This is a genomic window from Rubrivivax rivuli, assembly GCF_004016505.1.
GTDB lineage: Bacteria > Pseudomonadota > Gammaproteobacteria > Burkholderiales > Burkholderiaceae_C > Rubrivivax > Rubrivivax rivuli.
This window is the reverse complement of sequence record NZ_SACR01000005.1, coordinates 18,873-44,730: the sequence shown is the minus strand read 5'-3', so window position 1 is coordinate 44,730 and position 25,858 is coordinate 18,873. Positions and strand designations below refer to the sequence as shown.

At 70.8% G+C, this 25,858-nt stretch carries 24 protein-coding genes; 6 read left to right on the top strand and 18 right to left on the bottom strand.

The genetic code is table 11. The features are described 5' to 3' along the window. Positions 1-15: 15 nt before the first annotated feature. Both EOE66_RS16245 and EOE66_RS16240 read right to left on the bottom strand, forming a co-directional pair. Positions 16-411: a type II toxin-antitoxin system death-on-curing family toxin gene (locus EOE66_RS16245; protein WP_128229793.1), complete on the bottom strand. Its 396-nt coding sequence runs from the start codon at positions 409-411 to the stop codon at positions 16-18. Continuing rightward, complete coding sequence (locus EOE66_RS16240) at positions 408-632, bottom strand: AbrB/MazE/SpoVT family DNA-binding domain-containing protein (protein WP_128229792.1); 225 nt, start codon at positions 630-632, stop codon at positions 408-410. Before EOE66_RS16240 ends, EOE66_RS16245 begins: the two co-directional genes overlap by 4 nt. Positions 633-709: 77 nt before the next feature. Here EOE66_RS16240 and ureE point away from each other — a divergent pair, with 77 nt between their 5' ends. The 5 genes from ureE (at position 710) to EOE66_RS16215 (ending at position 4,107) form a co-directional block, all read left to right on the top strand. Further along, entirely contained in the window at positions 710-1,375 is a 666-nt protein-coding gene (gene ureE, locus EOE66_RS16235) for an urease accessory protein UreE (protein ID WP_128229791.1), read from the top strand. Then, complete coding sequence (locus tag EOE66_RS16230) at positions 1,359-2,075, top strand: urease accessory protein UreF (protein WP_128229790.1); 717 nt, start codon at positions 1,359-1,361, stop codon at positions 2,073-2,075. Before ureE ends, EOE66_RS16230 begins: the two co-directional genes overlap by 17 nt. A gap of 133 nt (positions 2,076-2,208) precedes the next feature. Further along, entirely contained in the window at positions 2,209-2,748 is a 540-nt protein-coding gene (locus EOE66_RS16225; protein WP_128229789.1) for a hypothetical protein, read from the top strand. Between the two features lie 71 nt (positions 2,749-2,819). Beyond that, complete coding sequence (ureG, locus tag EOE66_RS16220) at positions 2,820-3,482, top strand: urease accessory protein UreG (RefSeq protein WP_128229788.1); 663 nt, start codon at positions 2,820-2,822, stop codon at positions 3,480-3,482. A 31-nt stretch (positions 3,483-3,513) separates the two neighbouring features. Next, a complete protein-coding gene (locus tag EOE66_RS16215) occupies positions 3,514-4,107 on the top strand; it encodes a thymidine kinase (RefSeq protein ID WP_128229787.1) in 594 nt (197 codons plus the stop codon). Here the strand turns inward: EOE66_RS16215 and EOE66_RS16210 are convergent. From EOE66_RS16210 to EOE66_RS16185, 6 genes are read right to left on the bottom strand one after another with little or no spacing between them, the layout of a single operon-like run. Next, positions 4,059-5,015, bottom strand: coding sequence for a DMT family transporter (locus EOE66_RS16210; protein WP_128229786.1), 957 nt, complete (start codon positions 5,013-5,015; stop codon positions 4,059-4,061). The two genes, EOE66_RS16215 and EOE66_RS16210, sit on opposite strands and share 49 nt — an antisense overlap. After that, positions 5,015-5,872 carry an archaetidylserine decarboxylase gene (gene asd / locus EOE66_RS16205; RefSeq protein WP_128230207.1) on the bottom strand — a complete coding sequence of 286 codons (858 nt, stop codon included), beginning with the start codon at positions 5,870-5,872 and terminating at the stop codon, positions 5,015-5,017. The genes EOE66_RS16210 and asd overlap by 1 nt, the downstream gene beginning before the upstream one ends. Before the next feature lie 38 nt (positions 5,873-5,910). Next, positions 5,911-6,954, bottom strand: coding sequence for a S49 family peptidase (locus tag EOE66_RS16200; RefSeq protein WP_128229785.1), 1,044 nt, complete (start codon positions 6,952-6,954; stop codon positions 5,911-5,913). Continuing rightward, on the bottom strand, positions 6,951-7,424 hold the full coding sequence (locus EOE66_RS16195; RefSeq protein ID WP_128229784.1) for a Rieske (2Fe-2S) protein: 474 nt from the start codon (positions 7,422-7,424) through the stop codon (positions 6,951-6,953). Before EOE66_RS16195 ends, EOE66_RS16200 begins: the two co-directional genes overlap by 4 nt. Positions 7,425-7,433: 9 nt before the next feature. Next, positions 7,434-8,105, bottom strand: a complete 672-nt coding sequence (locus EOE66_RS16190; protein ID WP_128229783.1) for an HAD family hydrolase — start codon at positions 8,103-8,105, stop codon at positions 7,434-7,436. Then, a complete protein-coding gene (locus EOE66_RS16185; RefSeq protein WP_128229782.1) occupies positions 8,102-9,028 on the bottom strand; it encodes an RluA family pseudouridine synthase in 927 nt (308 codons plus the stop codon). The genes EOE66_RS16190 and EOE66_RS16185 overlap by 4 nt, the downstream gene beginning before the upstream one ends. A gap of 649 nt (positions 9,029-9,677) precedes the next feature. Between EOE66_RS16185 and EOE66_RS16180 the strand changes: the two genes are divergently transcribed. Beyond that, a complete protein-coding gene (locus EOE66_RS16180) occupies positions 9,678-12,683 on the top strand; it encodes an Rne/Rng family ribonuclease (RefSeq protein ID WP_128229781.1) in 3,006 nt (1,001 codons plus the stop codon). 83 nt (positions 12,684-12,766) lie between these two features. On the opposite strand, the gene EOE66_RS16175 is transcribed toward EOE66_RS16180, so the two are convergent. From EOE66_RS16175 to lepA, 10 genes are read right to left on the bottom strand one after another with little or no spacing between them, the layout of a single operon-like run. Beyond that, positions 12,767-17,737, bottom strand: coding sequence for a C39 family peptidase (locus EOE66_RS16175; protein WP_128229780.1), 4,971 nt, complete (start codon positions 17,735-17,737; stop codon positions 12,767-12,769). A 23-nt stretch (positions 17,738-17,760) separates the two neighbouring features. Beyond that, positions 17,761-18,825 carry a beta-N-acetylhexosaminidase gene (gene nagZ / locus EOE66_RS16170; protein ID WP_128229779.1) on the bottom strand — a complete coding sequence of 355 codons (1,065 nt, stop codon included), beginning with the start codon at positions 18,823-18,825 and terminating at the stop codon, positions 17,761-17,763. Then, the gene (gene acpS / locus EOE66_RS16165; protein ID WP_128229778.1) at positions 18,822-19,229 is read right to left on the bottom strand and encodes a holo-ACP synthase; all 408 of its coding nucleotides are present in this window, start codon (positions 19,227-19,229) and stop codon (positions 18,822-18,824) included. Before acpS ends, nagZ begins: the two co-directional genes overlap by 4 nt. Further along, on the bottom strand, positions 19,226-20,011 hold the full coding sequence (locus tag EOE66_RS16160; protein ID WP_128229777.1) for a pyridoxine 5'-phosphate synthase: 786 nt from the start codon (positions 20,009-20,011) through the stop codon (positions 19,226-19,228). Before EOE66_RS16160 ends, acpS begins: the two co-directional genes overlap by 4 nt. Positions 20,012-20,015: 4 nt before the next feature. Beyond that, positions 20,016-20,810, bottom strand: a complete 795-nt coding sequence (recO, locus tag EOE66_RS16155; RefSeq protein WP_128229776.1) for a DNA repair protein RecO — start codon at positions 20,808-20,810, stop codon at positions 20,016-20,018. Continuing rightward, a complete protein-coding gene (gene era / locus EOE66_RS16150; protein ID WP_128229775.1) occupies positions 20,797-21,735 on the bottom strand; it encodes a GTPase Era in 939 nt (312 codons plus the stop codon). The genes recO and era overlap by 14 nt, the downstream gene beginning before the upstream one ends. Further along, positions 21,732-22,451 carry a ribonuclease III gene (rnc, locus tag EOE66_RS16145; protein ID WP_245479076.1) on the bottom strand — a complete coding sequence of 240 codons (720 nt, stop codon included), beginning with the start codon at positions 22,449-22,451 and terminating at the stop codon, positions 21,732-21,734. The genes era and rnc overlap by 4 nt, the downstream gene beginning before the upstream one ends. After that, positions 22,448-22,852, bottom strand: a complete 405-nt coding sequence (locus tag EOE66_RS16140) for a DUF4845 domain-containing protein (RefSeq protein WP_128229774.1) — start codon at positions 22,850-22,852, stop codon at positions 22,448-22,450. Before EOE66_RS16140 ends, rnc begins: the two co-directional genes overlap by 4 nt. Before the next feature lie 52 nt (positions 22,853-22,904). Then, a complete protein-coding gene (gene lepB, locus EOE66_RS16135; RefSeq protein ID WP_128229773.1) occupies positions 22,905-23,873 on the bottom strand; it encodes a signal peptidase I in 969 nt (322 codons plus the stop codon). Between the two features lie 8 nt (positions 23,874-23,881). Next, complete coding sequence (gene lepA / locus EOE66_RS16130) at positions 23,882-25,690, bottom strand: translation elongation factor 4 (protein ID WP_128229772.1); 1,809 nt, start codon at positions 25,688-25,690, stop codon at positions 23,882-23,884. Positions 25,691-25,858 lie beyond the last annotated feature (168 nt).

Below are 25,858 nucleotides of genomic sequence, written 5' to 3'. Positions count from 1 at the left end.
GCTGTTGCGGGCGTGTCAGGCGCGGGGGGCGCTTTGGGTGCGCAGCCAGGCCGCGAAGGCGGCTTCGTCCGTCGAGCCGGCGGCGACGGCGAGCATGGTGAGCACGCACGCGCCGTCGTCGGCCGTCAGTTCCAGACCGTTGAGGGCCAGGAAAAGCTCCACCACAACGAAGGCCGTGCGCTTGTTGCCGTCAACGAAGGGGTGGTTGCGCGCGATGCCACAGCCGTACGCCGCGGCCAGCGCGGCGGCATCGGGCTCGCCGTAGAGCGCCAGGTTGCGAGGGCTCGCGAGTGCCGATTCGAAGAGCCCCAGGTCGCGGGTGCCGGGCGCACCACCGTGCTCGGCGAGTTGCTCTTCGTGCACCGCCAGCAGCACACGCGGGTCGATCCAGACCCAGGTGTCGGTGCTCACTTGGCCAGTTCACGCAGCACGTCACGCCGCTTCTTCATGATGCCGCGGGCCAGCAACATCTGTTCTTCGAACGCGGGGTTGTAGGGCGTGAGCTTGATGCCGTCGGCCGCATCGGTGACGAACACCGTGTCCCCCTTCTCCAGCTTCAAGCGCGCCAGCACTTCCTTGGGCAGGATGACGCCGACCGAGTTGCCGATCTGGGTGAGCTTCAGTGCGGTCATGGTCCAACCTCCGTTATAACGAACGTTATACTAACCGCCCCACCCTGCCCCCGCAATACGCTTCGCCCAAGGTCCCCATGATCACCGTCAACAAGCTCATCCCCCAGGGCCGCGGCCTGGCTCCCGTGCTCGTGAAACGCGCCGCCGCGCTGGCACTGGACTGGGACACGCGGCAGAAGAGCCGCTTCGACGCCGAAGACAGCCAGGGCCGCACGCTGGCCGTCTTCCTGCCGCGCGGCAGCGTGGTGCGCGGCGGCGACGTGCTGGTGGCCGAAGACGGCTCGCTGGTGGCGGTGCAGGCCGCGCCGCAGCCGGTGATGGTGGTGCGGCCCTGCGCGGAACACGGCCAGCCTTTCGACCTGCTGCGTGCCGCCTACCACCTGGGCAACCGCCACGTGCCGGTGGACCTGCGCGCCGACCGCCTGCAGTTCGAGCCCGACCCCGTGCTGGCCGAGATGCTGCGCCGCATGCACCTGACGGTGACGGAAGAGCAGGCCGGCTTCGAGCCCGAGGGCGGGGCTTACCAGGCGGGGGGACACGCGCACGGGCACGATCCCGGCCACCAGCACGATCATTCGCACGATCACTCACACGATCACTCGCACGCCCATGACCATGCGCACGGCCACGCCCCCGCGCCGGCCCGCGGCAAGCCCATCGGTATCGCCGTCAGCGCCGCCCCGGCACCGCACGTGCACGGCCCGGGCTGCGGCCACGACCATGGCCATGACCACAAGCACTGACACGCCTTCCGTGGCCGCCCCGGCCGCCACGCTGCTGCAGCTGATGTGGCTGGCCTCGCCGGCCCTGCCGGTGGGCGGCTTCAGCTATTCCGAGGGCCTGGAAGCCGCGGTCGAAGCCGGCCGCGTCAGCAGTGAAGCGCAGGCGGCCGACTGGCTCTCGGCCCAACTGCAGCTGACACTGGCGCGCAGCGACCTGCCCGCGCTGGCCCAGGCCCACGCCGCCTGGGCGGCGCACGATGGCACGCAGGCGCAGGCCGTCAACGACTGGCTGCGCTGCACACGCGAAAGCGCCGAGTTCCGCGCCCAGGCCGAGCAGATGGGCCGCAGCCTGCTCGACTGGCTGAAGAACAGCCCCCACGCCGCCGACCCCCGCCTGGCGCAGCTGGCCGCGCTGCCGCCCGCGCCACTGTGGCCCACGGCCTTCGCACTGGCCGCTGTGCTGGCACAGGCGCCGGTGCGCGACAGCCTGCTGGCCTTCGGCTGGGGCTGGGCCGAGAACATGGCCCAGGCCGCGATGAAAGCCGTGCCGCTGGGCCAGGCAGCCGCACAGCGGCTGTTGCAACGCCTGGCAGCCGAACTGCCCGAGGCGGTGGACCAGGCCTTGTCGCTGCCGCCCGCCCAGCGCCAGGCCTACAGCCCCATGCTCGCCATCCTGAGCGCGCAGCACGAGGCGCAGTACTCGCGGCTGTTCCGCAGCTGAACGACGAGGGCGCGGCGCCTGCAGCGAACGCGCCACGCGTTCACAGATCTTTGCCGGTTCGGGCCACCGCGGCGGCGCCCGCCGTTGCATGATCAACCCCCTGCCCTGCCTCGCACCCCGGAAGGACACGACCATGGCCACGCAGTTCTCGATGCCCGCGGTTGCCGCCCTGGCGCTGGTCGCGCTGATGGCGCTCGGCCCGGCACCGGCCCAGGCCGGTGTCGACGTTTCCATCGGCCTGAACATCCCCATCGCCGGCCACGGCCACCGCGGCTGGGGCCCGGGCTACGGCCACGTGTACGGCAGCCTGCCGCGCGGCGCGGTCAGCGTCGTCATCGGCGGCGGGCGCTACTGGCGCCATGGCGGGCGCTACTACCAGCCCTGGGGCAGCAGCTGGATGCTGGTGGCCCCGCCCATCGTGCTGGCCGCGCCGCTGGTGGTGGAGGCCGCACGCCCCGCGCCCGTGCCAGCCGCTGAGACCCTGCCGGTACCCGCCAGCCGGCCCGACCCCGTCATCTACCCGCGCAACGGCCAGAGCGCCGAGCAGACCGAGGCCGACCGCCAGGCGTGCAACCGCTGGGCCACCACGCAGCCGGCCGCGATGGCCGATGCCAGCGTCTTCCACCGCGCGGTGGAAGGCTGCATGGATGGCCGCGGCTACACGATGAAGTGAACGCCCCAGCGTTCACGCGATGAAGTGAACGCCGCGCCGGGGCCTTGCACGCTTCGTGCATCATGCCCCGCATGAACTCCACCAAGCTCCACCACATCCCCGGCCGCACCAAGAAACTGCCCCCGCTGCGCGTGGGCGTCGGCGGGCCGGTGGGCTCGGGCAAGACGACACTGGTCGAGATGCTGTGCAAGACCATGCGCGAGCGCTGGGACCTCGTCGTCGTCACCAACGACATCTACACCAAGGAAGACCAGCGCCTGCTCACCGTGGCCGGCGCATTGGCGCCGGAGCGCATCGTCGGCGTGGAAACGGGCGGCTGCCCGCACACGGCCATCCGCGAAGACGCGTCCATCAACCTGGAGGCGGTGGACCGGCTGCTGGAGCAGTTTCCCGAAGCCGATATCGTCTTCATCGAAAGCGGCGGCGACAACCTCGCGGCCACCTTCAGCCCCGAGCTGAGCGACCTGACGATCTACGTCATCGACGTGGCCGCCGGCGAGAAGATCCCGCGCAAGGGCGGCCCCGGCATCACCAAGAGCGACCTCTTCGTCATCAACAAGACCGACCTCGCGCCCTACGTCGGCGCCGACCTCGGCGTGATGGAAGCCGACACGAAACGCATGCGGCCCGACCACGCCGGCCGCCGGCCTTACGTGATGACCAACCTGCGCACTCAACAAGGTCTGGCCGAGGTGGTGGCCTTCATCGAGAAGCGCGGCTTGCTGGTGGCCTGAGGCCAGCCGACAGCCGGGTAGAGTCCCGGACGTGAGCAAGCTTTACTTCCGCTACGCGGCCATGAACGCCGGCAAGAGCACCAACCTGCTGCAGGCCGCCTACAACTACGAAGAGCGCGGCATGCGCGTGCGCCTGTTCACCGCGGCGCTGGACAACCGCACCGGCGTGGGCGTGATCGGCTCGCGCCTGGGCCTGCAGCGCCAGGTGGAGACCTTCGGCCCCGAGACCGAGTTCAGCCTCGAAGGCCTGGGCGAGGGCATCGCCTGCGTGCTGATCGACGAGGCCCAGTTCCTCACGCACGAGCAGGTGCAGCAGCTGCACCGCCTGGCCCACCGCGGCGGGCCGCCCGTCCTCTGCTACGGGCTGCGCAGCGATTTCCGCGGCGCGGCCTTCCCGGGCTCGGCCGCGCTGCTGACGCTGGCCGACGACCTGGAAGAGATGAAGACCATCTGCGCCTGCGCGCGCAAGGCCAGCATGAACCTGCGCGTGGATGGCGAAGGCCGGCGCGTGAAGGAAGGCGAGCAGGTCGTCATCGGCGGCAACGAACGCTACCGCGCCGTGTGCCCCAGCTGCTTCTACGCCGAGGACGACGACGAGGTGCCGGCGCCCGGGCTCTTCGGCTGAGAGCCCGCGGCGCCTGAAGGCGCGCCGCGCGTGGCCAGCCAGATGCTGGGCAGGATGAGCGCCGCGCCCACCGCGTGGTACCAGCCGGGCACCTCGCCCAGCAGCCACCAGGCCAGCACCGCCGCGTACAGCGGCGAGAGGTAGAGCATCATCGCCGTGCGCGAGGCTCCCAGTTCGCGTTGCAGCAGCGAGTAGGCGCCGTAGGAGAGCACCCCCGGCAGCAGCGCCCCCAGCACCACAAGCCCGGTGGCGCCCCAGCCCCAGGCCGGGCCCGGGGCCAGCACCGCTTCCAGCAGCGCCGCCGGCAACAGCACCACCAGCCCGCCGGCAATGACGGCCACCAGCCGCGCCAGCGGCGGCAGCGCCGAGGGCCAGCGCTTGAGCAGCACCGAATAGGCCGTCCAGCTGAGGGCGCAGGCGGTGATCCACGCATCCCCCGCCACGAACTGCACCGCCAGCAGCCGTGCAGGTTCGCCGCGCGCGATGACGAAGAGCAGCCCCGCCAGCGCCAACCCCACGCCCAGCCACTGCGCCGGCCGCATGCGCTCGCCCAGCGTCCAGGCGCTGGCCGCGGCGATGGCCATGGGCGTGATGGCGTAGACCAGCGCGATGTTGGTGCTGCTGGTGCTGCGCCCAGCCTGGTAGACCCACGCGCCGCAGATGTACATGCCGAAGAAGCCCAGCACCAGCAGCTGGCCCGCCTCACGCCGCAGCGCTGCGCGGTGCTGCCACAGCACGGCCGCCACGAAGGGCAGCAGCACCAGCGCGGCCAGCAGCCAGCGCCCGGCGGCCAGCGCATGCGGCGCGATCACGCCATCGGCGGCGCGCGCGATGATGTAGTTGCTGCTCCACAGCGCCGGCACCGTCCACAGCAGCAGCCGCGCGCGGCGGCTGGGGGCTGCCGGCATCAGGGCGCCGTGGCGTGCGTGGCCATCACTTGGCCCAGGCGCACCGGCGCGCCCGGGGCCCAGGCCGGGTTGAAGCGCAAGCCGGGTGATTTCGGGAACAGCAGCACCACGGTGCTGCCCAGCAGGAAGCGACCCATCTCGGCGCCTTGCTCGAGGCGGATGTCCTGGTCGGCATACCGCCAGTCGCGCACGGTGCCGGGGCGCGGCGGGTTCACCACGCCGTGCCACACGGTCGCCATGCTGCCCACGATGGTGGCGCCCACCAGCACGTTGACCCAGAGGCCCTGCGGGCCGTCGAACACACACACCACACGCTCGTTGCGCGCGAACAGGCCGTGCACGCCGCGCGCGGTGGCCGGGTTCACGCTGAACAGTTCGCCCGGCACGTGGATCATGCGCAGCAGCCGCCCGGCGCAGGGCATGTGGATGCGGTGGTAGTCCTTGGGGCTGAGGTAGATGGTGGCGAAATGGCCGCCGTGGAAGTGCGCGGCCAGCGCGCTGTCGCCACCCAGCAGCGCCGTGGCGCTGTAGCGGTGGCCCTTGGCCTGGAAGATCTGCTCGCCGTCGATGGCGCCGAACTGGCTGATCGCGCCGTCCACCGGGCACACCAGGTCGGCCGCGGCCAGCGGGCGCGCGCCGGGTTTCAGCGGGCGCGTGAAGAACTCGTTGAAGCTGGCGTAGCTGGCCGGGTCGGGGTTGGCGGCCTCGGCCATGTTCACGCCGTAACGCCGGATGAAGCGGCGGATGATGGCCGTGGTGAGCGCGCCATCCTGGCGCTGCGCCACGGCGCCGGCGAACTGCGTGAGCAGCTGCTTGGGCAGCAGGTGCTGCGCGGCGACGGCCAGGCGTTCGCCCAGGGGGCGATCGGCATCGGGCGGGGTGGGCACCAGCGCGCTCATTTCACCACCGGCATTTCACGCAGCGCCTTCACGGCGCCCGCCCCGATGCTGGCACCGAAGCGTTTGGCCAGGCGCTCGGCCACGTTTTCCTGCGGGGTGTAGTCGATCACCTCTTCGGCCTTGACCACTTCGCGCGCCACGAAATCGAGGTTGCCCAAACCGTCGGCCAGACCCAGCTTCACGGCCTCTTCGCCGTTCCAGAACAGGCCCGAGAAGGTGTCGGGGGTTTCCTTCAGACGCTCGCCGCGGCCCTGCTTGACCACGGTGATGAACTGCTGATGGATCTGGTCAAGCATGGCCTGCGCCATCGCCGTCTGTTGCGGGTTGGCGGGGCTGAAGGGGTCGAGCATGGCCTTGTTGCTGCCGGCGGTGAGCAGGCGCCGCTCGACGCCCAACTTTTCCATGGCGCCCGTGAAGCCGAAGCCGTCCATCAGCACGCCGATGCTGCCCACGATGCTGGCCTTGTCGACGTAGATCTCGTCGGCCGCCGCGGCGATGTAATAGGCACCCGAGGCACACACCTCTTCCACCACGGCGTAGACCTTCTTGTTGTGCTTGGCCTTCAGGCGGCGGATCTCGTCGTTGACGATGCCGCTCTGCACCGGGCTGCCGCCAGGCGAGTTGATGCGCAGCACCACGGCCTGCGCGCCCGGGTCTTCGAAGGCACTCTTGATGGCGGACACCAGGCGCTCGGCGCTGGCTTCGCTGTCGACCGCGATCTCGCCACGCACCTCCACCAGCGCCGTGTGCGGCGTGCTGTGGGTCGGCGCGCTGCCGCGCTGGAAGAAGCTGAGCCACAGCACCACCGCCACCAGGCCCAGCCAGGCGAGGCGGAAGAACACGCGCCAGCGGCGCTCGCTGCGCTGCTGGCGCAGCACTTCCATGGCCACGCGCTCCAGGCTGCTTTCCAGCGCCGGCTTGGCGGCGGCTGGTGCAGGCGATGGCGCGGCGGCCACGGCCGGTGCCGGCACAGCGGGCGGCGGGGGTTCGAAGGGGGGCTCCACCGGGCCGCCAGGCGGGGTGGTGTCAGGGCTGCTCATGGGGGGCTTTCTGGGGCCGCGGGGGCTGCAGGGGCGGCGGTGGGGCCGTCCTGGCCGGGGGCGGGGGGCTCGTCGAAGGGCACGGGCACGATGTCGCGGGAAGGATACCAATACACCTGGCCGTCGCGCTCGGCCACGGCCACGGGGGTGAGGCGGCCACGGCCGCAGGGCCCGCCGATGCAGCGTCCGCCGTGCGGTTCATAGGCCGCGCCGTGCAGGCTGCACAGGATGTAGCGCTTCTCGATGTCGAGAAACTCGCCGGGCTGCCAGTCCATCTGCGTGGGCACGTGCACGCAACGGTTCAGGTAGGCGCGCAGCTGGCCCTCGAAGCGCATCACGAAGGCCACCTCGTTGCGGCCGTACTGCCGCACGTCCCAGAGGAAGGCGCGGCCCTTCTCCTCCAGCGTGTGCGAGGCGCACAGCGGCAGGCCGGCGTCAGGCGCGGTGGCGTCGGTGGGGGCGGCGTCCATGGCGGCGCGTCAGGCGTTGTCGAGCAGCCAGGCGTGCAGCTCCTGCGTGCTGTGCGCGATGAAGAGCGGGCCGTGCCCTTCGAAGGCCTCGGGCTCGTGCGCGCCGAAGCTCACGGCCACACGCGCCGTGCCGGCGTTGGCGGCCAGCTGCAGGTCGTGCGTGGTGTCGCCGATCATCAGCGTGCGCTCGGGCGGCACGTCCAGCTCGGCCATCAGCTCCTGCAGCATCAGCGGGTGCGGCTTGCTGGCGGTTTCATCCGCCGTGCGCGTCGCGTCGAACAGGCCCTGCAGCTGCGCGAACTGCAGCGCGTCGTCCAGCCCGCGGCGGTTCTTGCCGGTGGCCACGGCCAGGAAGTGCTGGCGCGCCTTCAGCGCATGCAGCATCTCCAGCGTGCCCGGGAAGAGCACCAGGCTGTCCTTCTCGGCCCAGTAGTGGTGGCGGTAGCGCAGGCCCAGTTCGGGGTAACGCTCGGCCGGCAGCCCGGGCACGGCGTGCTGCAGCGCGTCGTGCAGGCCCAGGCCGATGACGTAGGCCGCGGCCTCGTCGGTGGGCACGGGCACGCCCAGGTCGCGGCAGGCGTTCTGGATGCAGCGCACGATGAGCATCGTGCTGTCGTAGAGCGTGCCGTCCCAGTCGAAGGCAATCAGATCGAAACGGCGACGGCGGGCGGGTGTGTTCATGGGTGCAAAAGTGTCTCGCAGTCGGCGGGCAGCGGCGCCACCAAGGTGATGCGCTCGGCCGTGGCGGGGTGATCGAAGGCCAGCTGGCGGGCATGCAGGAACATGCGTTCGAAGCGCGTGGCCCGCGCGAAAGCCTTGTTGCGGGCGAAATCGCCGTACTTGGGGTCGCCGACGATGGCGCAGCCGTTGCTGGCCAGGTGCACGCGGATCTGGTGCGTGCGGCCGGTCTTGAGCGTCACGTCCAGCAGGCTGAGCGTCTCGCCGCCGGCCTGCAGCCGCTGCGCCACCTTCACCAGCGTGATGCTGCGGCGGCCGTCGGCGTGGTCGGCGGCCACCACGCGCACGTGGCGCTCGCCTTGGGCGTCCAGGCCCTTGTGCAGCGCCTGGTCGATAACCTTGAGCTTGTCGGGCCAGGCGCCGAAGACGAGTGCGGCGTAGGTCTTGCCGGTGTCTCGGCTGCGGAACTGGTCTTGCAGGGCGGTGAGTGCGCTGCGCTTCTTGGCCAGCAGCAGCACACCCGAGGTCTCTTTGTCCAGCCGGTGCACCAGCTCCAGGAAGCGCGCCGTGGGGCGCGAAGAGCGCAGTTGTTCGATCACGCCCGAGCTGACGCCGCTGCCGCCGTGCACCGCCACGCCGGCGGGTTTGGCGATGGCCAGCAGGTGCTCGTCTTCCAGCAGCACGGGAAATTCGCGCGCTGGGGCCGGCGGGGCGGTGCTGGGCTCGGGCAGGCGCACCGGCGGCACGCGCACCTCGTCGCCTTCGGCCACGCGGGTGTCGGCGCTGGCGCGGCCCTTGTTCACGCGCACCTCGCCCGAGCGGATGACGCGGTAGACATGCGTCTTGGGCACGCCCTTGAGCACCCGCATCAGGAAGTTGTCCAGCCGCTGCCCGGCCGACTCGGCGTCCACGGTCAGGTGGCGCACCGCCGGTGCTTCATGGTCGGCCGAGGGCCGGGCTTTGGCCCCTATAATCCGCGGCTCCACGTTTGCGCTGTAAGTGCTTGATTTATCGGAGTTTACCCGGGCCTTGCCGGTGTTAACGTGGACAGCGGGGCGGACCTTGTGTCGGGCCGCCCGCAAAAGAAGGTGATGCAACGCCAGCAACTGGTGTGCGGGCCGGGGCCCCAGGAGGCGCCCGGCGGTACACGGCAGCCGGCGGCAGAAGAACGAAGAAGAACCCGCTGGGTCCGACGAGACCCGGCATCCGTGAACAACCCCGGTGGCAGCCGGCCTCGCAAGAGTGGCTGCCACCCGCGCCCGGTGCGCAAAGCTGCAGCCCATGCACTCCCCGTCTCCCGCCAACCCCCACATGCGCCTGACAGCGCCGCGGCCCTGCGCCGCCGGCCTGGGTGCGGGGGCATCGCCGCGCGATCCGCGGCGGTCAGGGCCGACGCCGCATGCCGCCGCAGCCGCGCCCGAAGCGCACGCGCCAACGCTGCGCCGCTGACCGCCCTCACCCGGCGGCATCAACGCAGTCCAGGGCATTTCGCGCCGCCGGTTTTTCCGCGTTTTTCGTGCATCGATGTGAGAACGGGCGCCCCCGCCTGAAGGGTGGCGCCACGCAGGAGTGCACATGAAACGCATGCTGATCAACGCCACGCAGCCGGAAGAGCGGCGCCTGGCCATCGTCGACGGGCAAAAACTGCTCGACTTCGAAACCGAAATCGAAGGGCGCGAACAGCGCAAGGGCAACATCTACAAGGCGGTCATCACCCGCGTGGAGCCCAGCCTCGAAGCCTGCTTCGTCGATTACGGCGAAGACCGCCACGGCTTCCTGCCCTTCAAGGAAATCAGCCGCAACTACTTCCGCGATGGCGCCGACGTCAAGAACGCGCGCATCCAGGACGCGGTGAAGGAAGGCGACAGCCTGCTCGTGCAGGTGGAAAAAGAAGAGCGCGGCAACAAAGGCGCCGCACTCACCACCTTCGTCAGCCTGGCTGGCCGCTACCTGGTGCTGATGCCCAACAACCCGCGCGGTGGTGGCGTCAGCCGCCGCATCGAGGGCGAGCAGCGTGAAGAGCTGAAGGAAAACCTCGACCAGCTCGACTACCCCAAGGGCATGAGCCTGATCGCGCGCACCGCCGGCATCGGCCGCAGCGCCGAAGAGCTGCAGTGGGACCTGAACTACATGCTCAAGCTCTGGGACGCCATCGACGGCGCTTCCAAGGGCGGCAAGGGCGCCTACCTGATCTACCAGGAGAGCAGCCTCGTCATCCGCGCCATCCGCGACTACTTCACCGCGGACATCGGCGAGATCCTGATCGACACCGACGACATCTACGACCAGGCGCTGCAGTTCATGACGCACGTGATGCCCGAGACGGCACACCGCGTGAAGCGCTACCGCGATGACGCGGCCCTGTTCAGCCGCTTCCAGATCGAGCACCAGATCGAGACGGCCTTCAGCCGCACGGTGAACCTGCCCTCGGGCGGCGCCATCGTCATCGACCACACCGAAGCGCTGGTCAGCGTGGACGTGAACAGCGCGCGCGCCACGCGCGGCAGCGACATCGAGGAAACCGCGACGCGCACCAACCTGGAGGCCGCCGACGAGGTGGCGCGCCAGATGCGCCTGCGCGACCTGGGAGGCCTCATCGTCGTCGACTTCATCGACATGGAAGAGAGCAAGAACCGCCGCGAGGTCGAACAGCGCCTGCGCGACGCGCTGCGCTCCGACCGTGCGCGTGTGCAGTTCAGCAGCATCAGCAAGTTCGGCCTGCTCGAACTCAGCCGCCAGCGCCTGCGCCCCGCCCTGAGCGAGGGCAACCACATCACCTGCCCGCGCTGCAACGGCACCGGCCACATCCGCGACACCGAGAGCTCGGCGCTGCAGATCCTGCGCATCATTCAAGAAGAAGCGCTGAAGGAAAACACCGCCGCCGTGCACGTGCAGGTACCGGTGGAAGTGACCAGCTTCCTGCTCAACGAGAAGCGCAGCGAGATCACCAAGATCGAACTCAAGCAGCGCGTGACCGTGCTGCTGGTGCCCAACAGGCACCTGGAGACGCCGAACTACAAGCTCGAGCGCCTGCGCCACGACGATCCGCGCCTGGAAGGGCTGCAGGCCAGCTACACGATGATCGAGGAGCCGAGCGACGAGGTCGGCATCACCCGCCGCGAAAAGGCCAAGCCCAAGCAGGAACCGCTGATCAAGGGCGTGCTGCCCGACCAGCCGGCCCCGCCCGCGCCGGCCCCGGCGCCCGTGCCCGCACCGGCCCCGGTGGCCGCGCCCGTGGCCGCCCCGGTGGTGGCCGCGCCTGCGCCGGCACCGGCGGCCGGCGGTGGTTTCTTCGCCTGGGTGGGCCGCCTCTTCGGTGGCAGCCCGGCCCCCGCCCCGGCACCGGCCCCTGTGGCCGCGCCGGTGGTGACGCCGGCCACAGCCCCCGCGCCCGAGAAGCGCGAGGGTGGCCGTGACGGCCGCCGTGGCGAACGCGGCGGCCGCGGTGGTGAGCGCAACGAGCGCCAGGCCGAGCGCGGTGGTGAACGTGGCGGTGAACGCGGCGGCCGTGGCTCCCGCGACCGCAACGAACAAGGCGGCCGCCGTGAAGGGCGTGAGGGCCGCGAAGGCCGCGACAACCGCGCGCCGCGCCCCGAGGCGCTGGCCACTGAAGGCAGCGCCGCACCGGCCCGCGAAGAGCGCGCACCGCGTGGCGAGCGTGGTGAACGCAACGGCGAACGCGGTGAGCGCAACGGCGAACGCCGCGGCCCGCGCCCCGAGCGCACTGCCGCGGCCGTGGCCGCCGACGAGGCCTTGCTGGCCGCCGTGTCAGCCAGCCCAGCTGCGGGCGCCGAAGCCCTGCCCGGCGCTGAAACCCCCGCCGGTGCCGAAGGCGAACGCGAAGGCGGCCGCCGCCGCCGCCGCCGTGGGGGCCGCGACCGTGACGGCCGCGCCGAGAACGGTGCCGAGACCACCACCGAAGGCCACAACGAAGACGGCAGCCCCGCGGCCCTCAACGTCGCAGCACCGGCCGATGGCGAGCCCAGTGCTGTGGCCGAAGCCGGCACCGACGGCGCTCCCGCAACCGAAGAAGGTGGCGACAACGGCGAACGCGGTGAACGCAGCCGCCGCCGCCGCGGTGGCCGCGGCCGCGACCGCCAGCGCGAAGTTGGGAACGGCGCCGACGGCAGCGTGCGCGAAGACGGCGAGGTCGAACCCGCCGCCACCGCGCTGATGCCGGCGATGCACGACGATGGCGAAGCCGCACCGGCCGCTGCCATCGCCACGCCGGATGCCGAGGCACCATTGGCCGCACCCGCACCTGCGCCTGCACCGCGCCCCAGCGCCCCGGCACCCGTGGCCGCCGCCCCGGCCCCCATGCCCGTGCGTGTGGAACCCTTCGTGCTGCCGCTGGCCGACCTGCACGCCCTGGCCGAACAAGCCGGCCTGCAGTGGGTGGGCAGCGACGCGGACAAGGTGGCTGCCGCCCAGGCCGCCATCGCTGCCGAGCCGAAGCCCATCCACGTGCCGCGCGAGCCCAAGCCGCCGGTGGTGGTGGACGAAGGCCCGCTGGTGCTGGTGGAGACGCGCAAGGATCTCTCGCAGCTCAAGCTGCCGTTCGACCAGACGCCCGCGGCCTGAGGCCGAGGTCACACCAGCCCTGCGGGCTGGTGACTGCATGAAGGCCCCGCCCGGCGGGGCCTTTCTTCTTGGGCCCGGCGCCTTCAGCCGGCGAGCAGCCAGCGCCCCAGCCGGGGCCAGGGGGTGTGGCGCAATAGCGCCATGCGCCGCAGTTCGCGCCACATCGCCCAGGCCTGCGGCGGGCCGCCGTGGGGCGCGGTGGCGAGCAGGGCCGCCACCGTGCCGCCCTCGGCACGTGCCAGTGCCAGCGCGACAAAGGCCTCGGTGGCATTCAGCAAGGGGCGCATCCACGGGTCGGGCGTCCACTCGTGGCAACGTTGCAGCGCGGCTTGCAATGCCGGCAGATCACCGGCCCGCGCGTGCAACAGCAGTTGCCACAGGCGCATGTCTTCCTGCTCCGGCAGGCGCTGCAAGGTTTGCTGCACGGCCGCCTGCAGGGCATCCCACTGCCGCAGCACGACCAGGCTGCCGCCCAGGTTGGCCATCGCATAGGCCGGCGCTCTCTCGCGCTGCGGCCAGTCGTGCAGCCAGCGCACCACGGCGCGGAACTCGTGCAGGCTGCACAGCGCATAGCTGGCTTCGCCCCAGCAGCGGTCGTCGGCACGCAAGCGGTTCTCGCAACGGCGCAACACCCAACCCAGCAACTGCGCTTGTTCGCGCACGGCCAGCCAGCGCATCAGGCCCAGCAGCAGGTGCGGGCCTTCGGCGCCTTGCTGCCACTGCAGCGCGCGGCGCGTCACGCGGGCCGCGGTGATGAAGCCTTCGCCCAGCCCCGAGCGCGCTGCCTCTTGATCGAGCGCGTCGAGCACCAGGCCCACCGGCCCGCCGCCGCGCATCACCTGGGCCTGTTGCAGCGGCGCGAGCGTGTCGCCCCAGCCGGCTTCGCGCCAGCAACGCAGTGCTTCGCGCGTGCGATCGATGTCGAAATCGTCCAGTTCGAACAGACGTTGCAGCCAGGCCTGGGCACGCTCGGGCCGGCGCGCGGCCACGGCGAGTTCGATGCCGTCGCAGGCGGTGCCCACGTCTTCCATGTGCGGCCACAGGGCCTGCAGCGCAGGCTCTGCCAGATCGGGCGCCGCGGCCGCGCGCGCCGCCTGCGCGAGCTGGCGCGCGGCGAACACATAGCCCGGCGCCAGTTCCAGCGCCCGCTGCAAGGGCAGCAGCGCCTCGGCCCAGCGCTGCAGCTTCACCAGCGCATGGCCACGGTAGCCATGCGATCGCGCCTCCAGCGGGGCCAGGGCGCACAGCGCCTCGGCCTGGGCGAGATAGCCGTGGTGATCACCACGTTCGTCCAGCCAGTCGGCCAGCATCACGCACAGGGCCTCGTCGTTCGGCGCTTCGGCGCACAAGGCCCGCAAGGCAGCGACGGCCGCGTCGTGTTCGGCGCGCTCCCATGCCAGCCGCGGGCCCCAGGCGCGCAGCGCCACCGGTGCGGCGTCGGGCCAGGGCAGTTGCTGCAGCGCGGTGCCGATCTCGTCCAGCCGCCCCAGGCGCAGCAGCCGCTCGAAGCGCGCCTGCCAGGCGGCTTCCTGCCGCGGCTGCAGCGCCAGCGCCTGCTCCGCGGCCTGCAGCGCCTGCAGGTCATCGCGGCTGCGCTCGGCCCGCACCAGCCAGGCGGCAGCGTCGCCCGGCCGGCTGGCCACCACCTCGTCGATGACGGCGTCGAAGGCGGCCGGCGTCTCGGCCGCATCGCACAGGCGGCGCACCAGGGCCCACACCCAGTTCTGCGCCGGGTCCAGGCGCAACGCACGCCGCGCTGCGGCCATGGAGTCCACCGCACGCTTCTGGCCTTCATGCACCCAGGCCAGCAGCCCGGTGAGGTCGGCATCGGCCCAACCATCGCGGGTCTGCAGCGCACGCTGCAGCAGGGCTTCGGCCTCGTCCCATTTCAGCGCGTGCTTGCACAGCAGGTCGGTCTGCAGGCGCAGGGCGCGGTTCCAGCCCGGGCTGATGGCGATGGCCTGGGCGTTGGCCTGCAGCGCCTCATCGATGCGACCGGCCAGGCGCAGCGCCTCGGCACGCTCCAGGTGCACACGCGGCAGCAGCGGGAAGCGCTCGGCCGCGCTGGCGAGCAAGTCCAGGGCCTCGTCCAGGCGCTGCATCTGCATCAGCTGCCTGGCCACGGCCACGGGCCCGTGCCACAGCCCCGGCCAGCGGAGCTGCTGGGCCTGCAGCAAGGCCAGCACCTGCGCAGGGGGCCAGGCCTGCCCCGCCTCGGACTGGAAGATGAGCAGGCCGTCGCCCAGCAGCATCTGCTGGCCGATCTGCTCGGCCACGAAATCGGTGGCGTTGCGCTGCGCCTGGGCATCCGGGGCCTGCAGCAGGCGGTACAGCGCGGCCTCGGTTTCGATGTCGCGGCGCAGCGCCTCGTGCAGCAGCGGCAGCGCTGCGGCATAGCCGTCACGGCGCTGCACGCAGTAGGCCAGCACGTCATGCGCCATGGGTGCCGATGGCGCATGTTCCAGCGCCGTCCGCGCCAGCGCCACGGCCTCGTCATGCCGCCCCTGGCGCGAGGCCTGCACGGCGCGTTCGCGTTGCAGCCAGGGCAGGCCTGGGTGCACCCGGTGCATGGCATCCAGCTGCTGCCAAACGGCCTGCGCTTCGTCGGGCAGCGCGTCGTACAGCAGGCGCTGCAGGCCCACGTGGGCGGGATGGGCGTCGGCCCGAGGGCGCCACAGCGCCAGGGCCTGCGCATCGCCATGCTGGCGGCGCAACAGGCGCAGCAGCAGGCGGTGGTGGGGCAGGTGCAGCGGCTCCAGCGCCACGGCCTCTTCGGCCGCTGCCAGTGCGGGCGCGAGGGCACCCCGCGCTTCCTGCAGCAGTGCGCGCAGGCGCAGCAGTGCAGGAGCATGGGCGTCGGCCTCGGCGCAGGCGGCCAGCAGCGTCTCGGCTTCATCCAGCCGGTTGGCGTAGAGCGCCCGCTCGGCCAAGGCCAGGCGCAAAGGGGTGTCGGTGGGGCGGCGTTGCAGCGCTGCAGCCAGCGCGGCTTCGGCCTCCAGGTCGCGCTGCTGCGCGTCCAGCTCTTCGGCCAGGGTCAGCGCGGGCCGCCCGGAGCGGTCACCCCAGATGCGCTCGCGCTCGCGCAGCCACGCCAGGCCTTCCTCGGTACGACCGGCCACGCGGCAGGCGCGGGCGTAGGCGGCCGCGGCCCACTCTTCGGTGGGCATGAGCGTGCTGCAGATGCGCGCGGGCTCGCAGGCCTGCACGGCCCCCGCTGCCGAGCCCAGGGCCGCCCAGTGCAGATCGGCCAGCTCGCTCCAGGCGCGGCCGTTGTTCCCGTCGCGCCGCAACGCGCGTCGCACTGCCGTGAAGGCCTGCTGCAGGCGGCGACCGTCCTGTGCCAGGCGTGCAGCCCAGCGAGCGAGCAGCAGGGGGTCGGGCCAGGGCCGCGCCACCAGCTCGGCCATGTAGGCCTCGCCAGCAGCCTGGCCGTGCACCTCGAACAGGCTGCTCAGCCGGCTGAGCTGCAGGCTGCTGTCGTTCGGGTAGCGCGCCAGCAGTTTTTCGGTGGCGGCCAGGATGCGGGGCTCGTCGCCGTCGTAGATGGCGATATGGCGCTGCGCGCGCCAGGCGCTGTCGCTGTCGGGCGCCTGCGCCTGCAGCGCTGTGAGCGCAGCGGCTGCCGCCGGACGGTCGTGGCGCTGCAAGCCCGCCAGCACGGCGTGCCCCAGGTCCCACAGCGGCGCCTCGGGCAGCTCGATGCCCTCCAGGCGCGGCAACTCTTCGGGTGGCAGCATCACCATGGCCCGCGGGCCGGCGGCCTGCTGGGCGTCGAAAAGTTTCTCGGCCTCGTACTCGGCATGCAGCGGCAGGCTGGGGTCGCGCACCAGCAGGGTCTTGCGCAGCAGGTCGCAGCCCACCACGGCCTGCAGATGGCCGCTGCCCACGTGTTGCGTGGCCAGCGCGAAGGGCACGCCGGCGTGCACCAGGGCGCAGGCGGTGGGCCAGTCGAGCTTGCACTCGCGCACCCAGAAACCTTGTGCCACGGCCCACTCGCGTTCGGAGGCCTGGGGCGTGCCGTCGTAGCAGATGGCCTGCGCCACCTCCAGGTGGTCGGCCTCGCGCCCCCAGTGGCGGGCCAGGGCCGTCAGCGTGGCCGGGGCGCAGGTCATCCAGTGCTGGGTGACGATGGCCAGGGGGATGAGCGTGCGCTGCGGCGCGGTGCTGCCCAGGGCCTCGGACGGGAAGTCGGCCAGGCGCTCGGCCAGCCGCGGGTAGAAGCCGGTGCCGCCCACCTGCGCAGCCGCTTCGCGCGCGGCCGCCACATCGCCCAGGTTGAGCCAGGCGTCGGCGCGGCGCGCGGCGAGCACGGCGCGCCAGGGTTTGTCGGCCAGCGGCAGCGCGGCTTCGGTGCGGGCCACCAGCGTCAGCGCGCGCGTGTCCTGCTGCGCGTCTTGCGCCATGCCGTGCAGGGCCCAGGCGTAGGCGGCGCTCTCGGCGCCGGCCAGGGCCGCCTCCAGCAGCGCGGTGGCCTCGTCGAGGCGGCCGAGTTGCTGCAGCACGCGCGCGGTCTGCAGCGTGCCCGTGCGGTGGCCGGGGCACAGGTGCAGGGCCTGCTGTGCCGCTTCGAGCGCGGCCTCGCGGCGGTCGATCTGCGTCAGCGTGTAGCTGTGCTCCACCCACAGCCAGGGGTCGGCGGGCTGCAGGGCCAGGGCTTCGCGCTGGCAGGCCAGGGCGGCCTCGTCATCGCGCAGGCCGCCCAGCCACAGCCCGCGCAGGCTGAGGCGGCCGGCGTGTTCGCTGGGGGCCTCCCATCGGGGCTGCACGGGGCGCTGGGTCAGCCGCCAGTAGAGGTAGGCGCCCTGGTTCGACAGCGCCGTGCGCCATTGCGCCAGCACGGCCTCGGCGTGGCGCGGATGGCGGCGGCCCAGGCGCAGGGCCAGCGCATCGCTTTCGCGCTCGGCACCCAGCTGCCGCAGCGCCCGCACCAGCACGAGGCCGGCATCGGCACCGTCGGGTGCGGCGGCGGCTGCTCGCAGCGCCTCCAGGTGCGGCAGCACACGCTGCGCCTGGCCCACGTCGAGCCAGGCATGCAGGGCGGCGAAGTCCAGCAAGTCGGCCTGCAGCGCGCCGCGCCTCAGGGCAGGCGTTCCAGCGCACGCTGGTAGACGGCGTCGTGCATCAGCGCGTCCCAGTCGAGCGGCGGGCTCTGCGGCAGCAGCGACAGGCGGCGCAGCTCGCTGTCCGGATCGGGGTGCCAGAGGCCGCGCGCGGCGCCCTCGGTCAGGTGCTGCAGCAGGGCGTCGATGCCGGCACCGCCTTCCACCAGCGACTGGTTGCACAGCAGCACCAGGTCGCAGCCGGCATTCAGCGCCAGCATCGCAGCCTCAGAGGGCGTGAGCAGCGAACCCTGCAACCAGCGCGCGCCTTCCATGCTGAGGTCGTCGGTGAAGACCGCGCCGGTGTAGCCGAAACGGGCGCGCAGCACGTCCTTCAGCCAGCGCTCGGAGTAGGTGGCCGGGCGCGGGTCGACCTTGGGGTAGACCACGTGCGCCGACATCACGGCCGTCAGCGTGGCCGAGAGCCACTGGTAAGGCTGGGCATCGTCGGCGAGGACGGCCTTCAGGCCGCGCTTGTCCACGGGCACGGCCACGTGGCTGTCGGCGGTGGCATAACCGTGGCCGGGGAAGTGCTTGCCGCAATGCGCCATGCCGGCGCGCAGCATGCCGTGGGCCACGCTCTTGGCCAGCAGCGCCACCACGCGCGGGTCGCGGTGGAAGGCGCGTGCGCCGATGACGCTGCTGCCGCCGTGGTCGAGATCGAGCACGGGCGCGAAGCTGAAGTCGACGCCGCAGGCGCGCAGCTCGGCGGCCAGCACATAGCCCAGGGCGCTGGCGGCGTCGGTGGCGGCCATCGCATCGCGCATCCACAGCTCGCCCAGCGTGCGCATGGCCGGCAGCGCGGTGAAGCCGTCGCTCACGAAGCGCTGCACGCGGCCGCCCTCGTTGTCGACGCAGATCAGCACATCCGGCCGCAGGCGCTTGATGTCGGCCGTCAGTGCGGTGAGCTGCAGTCGGCTTTCGAAGTGGCGGGCGAAGAGCACCACGCCGCCCGTCAGCGGGTGCTTGAGGCGGCGGCGGTCGTGCTTGTCGAGCGTGGTGCCGGCGATGTCGAGCACGACGGGCGCGTGGGTCAGGTTCATGGCGGGGGGCTGCGGGTTTCGACGACGACGAAGGACGCGGCGTAATCGGTTTCGTCGGTGACGGTGACGTGCCCCACGAGGCCGCGTTCATCGAACCAAGCGGCGAGCGCGCCGCTGAGCTTCAGCACGGGCTGGCCGCTGGGCAGGTTGAGGATCTGGCAATCGCGCCAGGTCATGGGGCTGCGGATGCCCAGGCCGATGGCTTTGGAAAAGGCTTCCTTCGCGCTGAAGCGCGTGGCGAGAAAACGCAGGCCGCGCGATTCGACGCGCGCGCGGCGGGCATGGAAGACTTGCAGTTCCTCGGGCCCGAGCACCCGCTCGGCAAACCGGTCGCCGCCGCGGCGTGCCACGGTGGCGGCGACGCGGCGGATGTCGCAGACATCGGTGCCGATGCCGAAGATCATGGGCGCGGCTGGGCTGCTTCGATGCAGGCCAGGTAGCGGCGCACGGTCTCGGGCAGGCCGAACTCGAGCGCGTCGCCGATCAGCGCGTGGCCGATGGAGACCTCGCTGACGCCGGGCACGCCGCGCAGGAAATCGGCCAGGTTGTCGCGGTTCAGATCATGGCCGGCGTTGACCTCGAGGCCCGCCGCTTGTGCGGCCCGGGCGGCAGCCGCAAAGCGCGCAATCTGCGCGGCCTGGGCATCCCGGCCCCACGAACCGGCATACGGCTCGGTGTAGAGCTCGATGCGATCGGCCCCCGCCGCGCGGGCCAGCGCCATCTGCGCCGGCTCGGCGTCCATGAAGAGGCTCACGCGCACGCCCAGGGCGTGGCATTCGTCGATCAGGGGCTTCAGGCGTTCGCCGTCCAACGCCAGGTTCCAGCCATGGTCGCTGGTGAACTGGTCTTCGCTGTCGGGCACGAAGGTGGCCTGGTGCGGCTTCACGGCGCGGATGAAGCCCATCAGGTTCTGGAAGGGGTTGCCTTCGATGCTGTATTCGGCCTGCGGCCAGTCTTTCAGCAGCGCGGCCAGGTCGTGCACGTCGTGGGCGCGGATGTGGCGCTCGTCGGGCCGCGGGTGCACGGTGATGCCCTGGCAGCCGGCCTGCAGGCACAGCGTGGCGGCGCGCTGCACGCTGGGGATGCCCAGGTGCCGCGTGTTGCGCAGTTGGGCCACCTTGTTGACGTTGACCGACAGCGCGGTGGCCGCGTGGCGCGGGGTGTCGGAAGCGACGAGTGGGTTCATGGTGTCAGCGCGGGGCCGCCAGGCGCTGCAGGCCGCGCCAGACCTCGCGCGTGCGCAAAGGCAAGGGGCCCAGATGATAGTGAAGCAGGCTGCGCAGGGGCCCGCGCAGGGCCGGGGCCACGGGCGTGCACGCTTCGCGCAGCGCGGCCATGCCGCCGCCCGCGCCCGGGTGGGCTTGCGCCATCTCGGCCGCCACGTCCAGCGCGAGTTCCAGCGCGCGCCAGGTGGCCCCGGGCAGGCCCTCGGGCTGGGCCAGCAGGCCTGCATCGGCGCGCAGGGTGTAGAGGCCGTCGTCTTGCAGCGGCTCGGCGGTGAGGGTGTCGGTGTCCAGTTCGGGCAGCCAGCCCAGTTCACGCAGCAGCACCAGCTCGAAGGCGCGCAGCGCCGGCGCTTCTTCGGCCCCGGTGGCCAGCGCCGCCAGCGTGTCGGCATAGGCGTCGAACAGCGCCGGGTGCGGGTCTTGCCGCGCCAGCAGCTTCAGCAGCAGCTCATTCGCGTAGAAGGCCGGGAACATCGCGGCTGCAGCCAGCAGCGGCCGGCCGCCGGCGAACTCGGCGCTGCGCAGGTTGTAGATCTCGGCCGCGTCGTCGGCCGGCGCCTTGCCCAGCGCCACCAGCAGCGGCTGGAAGGGCAGCAGCACGGCGCGGAAGTTGGAGGTGGGCCGCTTGGCCCCCTTGGCCGCCACCACCACGCGGCCCTGGCCGCGGGTGAAGAGCTCGACGATGAGGCTGGTCTCGCTCCAGTCGTGCTGGTGCAGCACGTAAGCCTGGAGCGGAGAGCTCCCTCTACTCGTAGCCATACGAGCGCAGGTGGGCCTCGTCGTCGGCCCAGCCGGAACGCACCTTCACCCACAGCTCAAGAAAGACCTTGGCGTCCCACAGGCGCTCCAGCTCCTGGCGCGCTTCGCTGCCGATGCGCTTGAGCCGCTCGCCACCGTCGCCGATGACCATGCCCTTGTGCGCATCACGCTCCACCACGATGGTGGCGGCGATGCGGCGCAGCGCGCCCTCTTCCTGGAACTTGTCGATGACCACCGTGCAGCTGTAGGGCAGCTCGTCGCCGGTCAGGCGGAAGAGCTTCTCGCGGATCATCTCGGCGGCCATGAAACGCTCGCTGCGGTCGGTGAGCGCGTCTTCCTCGTAGAACCAGGGCTGCTCGGGCAGGTAGGGCTGCACGATGCCGAGCAGGCGCTCGATGTCGGCCGCGCGCGTGGCCTGCATGGGCACGAACTCGGCAAAGGCATGGCGCTCCTGCATCTGCTTCAGCCAGGGCAGCACGTCCTGCCGGCGCGCCAGCGCGTCCAGCTTGTTGGCGATCAGCAGCACCGGCTTGCCCTGCATGCTCTCGGCCTGCAGCAGCGACAGCACCTTGGCATCGGGCAGGCCGAAGCGCCCGGCCTCCACCACGAAGAGCACCACGTCCACATCGCCCAGCGAGCTGAGCACGGTGCGGTTGAGCGTGCGGTTCAGCGCCGTGGCGTGCTTGTCCTGGAAGCCCGGCGTGTCGACGAAGACGAACTGGGCCTCGCCCACCGTGCGGATGCCCGTGATGCGGTGGCGCGTGGTCTGCGCCTTGTTGCTGGTGATGCTGATCTTCTGCCCCACCAGGGCGTTGAGAAGCGTGCTCTTGCCAACGTTGGGGCGGCCGACGATGGCCACCAGGCCGCAGCGCTGGGCAGAGAGTTCGGACTCGGTGTCGGGTGCGGGGTCGGTATCGGTGTTCATGAACGCAGGGCGCTTCCGGGTCGGTCGTTGGCCTTCAGGATGTCCAGCAGGCGCCGGGCCGCTTCCTGTTCGGCATTGCGGCGCGACTTGCCTTCGCCCCGTTCGGTGAGGCCGAGCGCGGCCACGGCGCACTCCACCTCGAAGGTCTGGTTGTGCGCCTGGCCCCGCGTGGCGGTGATGCGGTAGGCCGGCACCGGCACCTTGCGGGCCTGCAGCCACTCTTGCAGTTCGGTCTTGGCGTCCTTGGTCCAGCTTTCCACCTCGGTGGCCTGGATCACCTCACCGAAGAGGCGCTGCACCAGGCCCTGCGCGGCGTCGTAGCCGCCATCGAGGAAGGTGGCGCCGATCACCGCCTCCAGCGCATCGGCCAGCAGCGACGGGCGCTGTGCCCCGCCCCCGCGCAGCTCGCCTTCGGACATGCGCAGCACCTCGGGGATGCCCAGCTGCAGCGCCACGCGGTGCAGGCTGTCTTCGCGCACGAGGTGGGCGCGCACGCGCGTGAGGTCGCCTTCGTCGCTGCCGCCGTGGCGCTCATAGAGCAGGCGCGAGATGGCCAGGCTCAGCACCGCGTCGCCCAGGAATTCGAGGCGCTCGTTGTGTTCGGCGCCCCAGCTGCGGTGCGTGAGCGCTCGGCGCAGCAGCTCGGGCTGGGAGTAGGCATGGCCCAGCCGCTTCTGCAGCGCGGCCAGGGCTCCGCCCGGCCCGGGCAGGCTCACTTGGAGCGGCCCTCGTACTTGACGAGAATGTAGACCGAGCCGTAGATCGGGATGAGCTTGTCGTAGGCGAAGCCCACCACCACACGGTCGTTCTCTTTCGTCACCTCCAGGTCCTTGCCGGAGATGGAGGTGATGGAGTACTCCACTTCCTTCTGGCGGTCGAAGGCGGCGCGCACCTCGGCCACGGTGGGCGGCTGCTGCGCGGCGATCTTCTCGACCGTGCTCTTGATCGTGAGGTACTCGTTGACCGTCGGGAAGACGCGGATGACGAGGTAGGCGCCGAAACCGATGGCCAGCGCCCAGAACAGCAGCCCGAAGAGCGTGAGACCCCGCTGTCGCGTGCGGCCACGCAGGGCTGCGCGTGCGTAGCCTGCGGAGTGCGTGCGCTTACCTGCCGTCATCGCCTGTCTGCTCCCGTTGTCGGCGCCCGCAGACCCCAGGGAAGGAGCCCGCTCAATGGAAGGCGCCGATGCGCCCCAGGTTGCCGAAGTTCATCCACACGAAAAATGCCTTGCCGACGATATTCTCGTCGGGCACAAAACCCCAGAAACGCGAGTCTTGCGAATTGTCGCGGTTGTCGCCAAGCGCAAAGTAGTGGCCGGGCGGGACCTTGCAAACCACGCCCTCGGGGCTGTATCGGCAGTTCTGCGCAAAAGGAAAGGTCTTGGGCTCGGGGCCGTAGTAGGCACCGCGACGCGGGTCGACACGGATCTGGTGCTCCACGTCGCCCAGCTTCTCGGTGAACAGCGGCGCGTAGCTCAGGCTGTCGTCGTCGTAGTGCTCACCCTGGGCCACGGTGGTTACCGGCTGGCCGTTGATGCTGAGCTTCTGGTTCAGGTAGGCCACCTCGTCGCCCGGGATGGCCACGATGCGCTTGATGTAGTCGAGCCGCGGGTCGGCCGGGTAGCGGAAGACCATCACGTCGCCGCGCTGCACCGGGTTGTTGTCGATGATCTTCTTGTTGATCACCGGCAGCCGCACGCCGTAGTGGAACTTGTTCACCAGGATCAGGTCGCCCACCAGCAGCGTGGGCACCATCGAACCCGACGGGATCTTGAAGGGTTCGAAGAGAAAGCTGCGCAGCACGAACACGATCAGGATCACCGGGAACAGGCCCGCCGTCCAGTCCAGCCACCAGGGCTGCATCAGCAGCTTGGCCTTGGCTTCCTGCACGTCGCCGTCCACGCGCTGGATGCCCATCCTGGCCAGTTCGGCCCGGCGCTGAGCGTCCTGCGCTTCCAGTGCCACGGCGGCGGCTTCGCGCTGCGGCTTGAAGCGGAAGCGCTCGGCCAGCCAGTAGACCAGCGTCACCACCGTCAGCATGAACAGCAGCAGCGAGAAGTTGCCAGTCCAGAAACCGAGGAACCAACCGCCCAGGTACGCGACGAGAGCGCCGTAGAGCACGGCCGTGAGGGAACTCATCGCATTCATCAATCGTCCACCTGGAGTATGGCGAGGAAGGCTTCCTGAGGCACTTCCACAGAGCCGATCTGCTTCATGCGCTTCTTGCCCGCCTTCTGCTTTTCGAGCAGCTTCTTCTTGCGCGTGATGTCACCGCCGTAGCATTTTGCCAGCACGTTCTTGCGCAAGGCCTTCACGTCCTCGCGCGCAATGACGTTGGCACCGATGGAGGCCTGGATGGCTACGTCGTACATCTGGCGCGGGATCTGCTGGCGCATCTTGGCAGCCACCGCACGGCCGCGGAACACGCTCTGCGCCTTGTGCACGATGATGCTGAGCGCGTCGACGCGGTCGCCGTTGATCATCAGGTCGACCTTCACGACGTCGCTGGCGCGGTACTCCTTGAACTCGTAGTCCATGCTGGCGTAGCCGCGGCTCACGCTCTTGAGCTTGTCGAAGAAGTCCAGCACGATCTCGGCCAGCGGCAGCTCGTAGGTCAGCATCACCTGGCGGCCGTGGTAGGCCATGTTCATCTGCACGCCGCGCTTCTGGTTGGCCAGCGTCATCACCGGGCCCACGCTGTCCTGCGGCATGTACAGGTGCACGGTGACGATGGGCTCGCGGATCTCGCGGATGCGGCCCAGGTCGGGCATCTTGCTCGGGTTCTCGACCTCGATCACCGTGCCGTCGTTCAGCTCCACCTCGTACACCACGCTGGGCGCGGTGGTGATGAGGTCCTGGTCGAACTCGCGCTCCAGCCGTTCCTGCACGATCTCCATGTGCAGCAGGCCCAGGAAGCCGCAGCGGAAGCCGAAGCCCAGGGCCTGGCTCACCTCGGGTTCGTAGCGCAGGCTGCTGTCGTTGAGCTTGAGCTTCTCCAGCGCATCGCGCAGCTGGTCGTACTCGCTGGCCTCGGTGGGGTAGAGGCCGGCAAACACCTGCGGCTGGATCTCCTTGAAGCCCGGCAGCGGCTCGGCGGCGGGACCGGCGTTGTTGGGCAGCTTCTTGTCGAGCGTGAGCGTGTCGCCCACCTTGGCCGCCTGCAGCTCCTTGATGCCGCAGATGACGAAACCCACCTCACCGGCCTTGAGCATTTCACGCGGCAGGCTCTTGGGCGTGAACACGCCCATGTGCTCAATGTTGTAGACGGCGCCCGTGGCCATCATGCGGATGCGCTCGCCCTTGCTCAGGCTGCCGTCGACCACGCGCACCAGCATCACCACGCCGACGTAGTTGTCGAACCAGCTGTCGATGATCATGGCCCGCGGCGGCCCTTCGGGATCGCCCTTGGGCGGGGGCATGCGCGCGATCACCGCTTCGATGATGTCGTCCAGGCCCATGCCGGTCTTGGCGCTGCAGGGAATGGCGTCGGTGGCATCGATGCCGATCACGTCCTCGATCTCCGCCTTGGCGTTGTCGGGGTCGGCCTGCGGCAGGTCCATCTTGTTGAGCACCGGCACCACGGTCACGCCCAGGTCCAGCGCGGTGTAGCAGTTGGCCACGGTCTGGGCCTCGACGCCCTGCGAGGCGTCCACCACCAGCAGCGCGCCTTCGCAGGCGCTCAAGGACCGGCTCACTTCATATGAGAAGTCGACATGGCCCGGCGTGTCGATCAGGTTGAGCTGGTACACCTGGCCGTCGCGCGCCTTGTACTCAAGTGCCGCGGTCTGGGCCTTGATGGTGATGCCGCGCTCGCGCTCGATGTCCATCGAATCGAGCACCTGCGCTTCCATCTCGCGGTCGCTCAGACCGCCACAGCGCTGGATGATGCGATCGGCCAGCGTGCTCTTGCCGTGGTCGATGTGGGCAATGATGGAGAAGTTGCGGATGTGCTTCATCGAGGCGGATTGCATCGCGGCGGAGCCGCGTTCGGTGCCGTGGCGCGGCGAACGCGCGGCCCGGTGGGGTGGTCTGCAGCGGGGTGCGGCGGGTGGCGCCACGCACCGGCAGAACAGCTAAAAAAAAGGCGCGTCCAAATTGGTGACGCGCCTTCCAACAGAACGTTT

Bases quoted from the DNA above. Each gene is read 5' to 3' on its own strand.
- era (WP_128229775.1), bottom strand. From the start codon at position 21,735: ATGAACACCGATACCGACCCCGCACCCGACACCGAGTCCGAACTCTCT.
- lepB (WP_128229773.1), bottom strand. From the start codon at position 23,873: ATGAGTTCCCTCACGGCCGTGCTCTACGGCGCTCTCGTCGCGTACCTG.
- ureE (WP_128229791.1), top strand. From the start codon at position 710: ATGATCACCGTCAACAAGCTCATCCCCCAGGGCCGCGGCCTGGCTCCC.
- EOE66_RS16195 (WP_128229784.1), bottom strand. From the start codon at position 7,424: ATGGACGCCGCCCCCACCGACGCCACCGCGCCTGACGCCGGCCTGCCG.
- recO (WP_128229776.1), bottom strand. From the start codon at position 20,810: ATGGCTACGAGTAGAGGGAGCTCTCCGCTCCAGGCTTACGTGCTGCAC.
- EOE66_RS16190 (WP_128229783.1), bottom strand. From the start codon at position 8,105: ATGAACACACCCGCCCGCCGTCGCCGTTTCGATCTGATTGCCTTCGAC.
- EOE66_RS16240 (WP_128229792.1), bottom strand. From the start codon at position 632: ATGACCGCACTGAAGCTCACCCAGATCGGCAACTCGGTCGGCGTCATC.
- EOE66_RS16160 (WP_128229777.1), bottom strand. From the start codon at position 20,011: ATGAACCCACTCGTCGCTTCCGACACCCCGCGCCACGCGGCCACCGCG.
- ureG (WP_128229788.1), top strand. From the start codon at position 2,820: ATGAACTCCACCAAGCTCCACCACATCCCCGGCCGCACCAAGAAACTG.
- nagZ (WP_128229779.1), bottom strand. From the start codon at position 18,825: ATGAACCTGACCCACGCGCCCGTCGTGCTCGACATCGCCGGCACCACG.
- EOE66_RS16140 (WP_128229774.1), bottom strand. From the start codon at position 22,852: ATGACGGCAGGTAAGCGCACGCACTCCGCAGGCTACGCACGCGCAGCC.
- EOE66_RS16200 (WP_128229785.1), bottom strand. From the start codon at position 6,954: ATGAGCAGCCCTGACACCACCCCGCCTGGCGGCCCGGTGGAGCCCCCC.
- EOE66_RS16180 (WP_128229781.1), top strand. From the start codon at position 9,678: ATGAAACGCATGCTGATCAACGCCACGCAGCCGGAAGAGCGGCGCCTG.
- acpS (WP_128229778.1), bottom strand. From the start codon at position 19,229: ATGATCTTCGGCATCGGCACCGATGTCTGCGACATCCGCCGCGTCGCC.
- EOE66_RS16210 (WP_128229786.1), bottom strand. From the start codon at position 5,015: ATGCCGGCAGCCCCCAGCCGCCGCGCGCGGCTGCTGCTGTGGACGGTG.
- EOE66_RS16225 (WP_128229789.1), top strand. From the start codon at position 2,209: ATGGCCACGCAGTTCTCGATGCCCGCGGTTGCCGCCCTGGCGCTGGTC.
- lepA (WP_128229772.1), bottom strand. From the start codon at position 25,690: ATGAAGCACATCCGCAACTTCTCCATCATTGCCCACATCGACCACGGC.
- EOE66_RS16230 (WP_128229790.1), top strand. From the start codon at position 1,359: ATGACCACAAGCACTGACACGCCTTCCGTGGCCGCCCCGGCCGCCACG.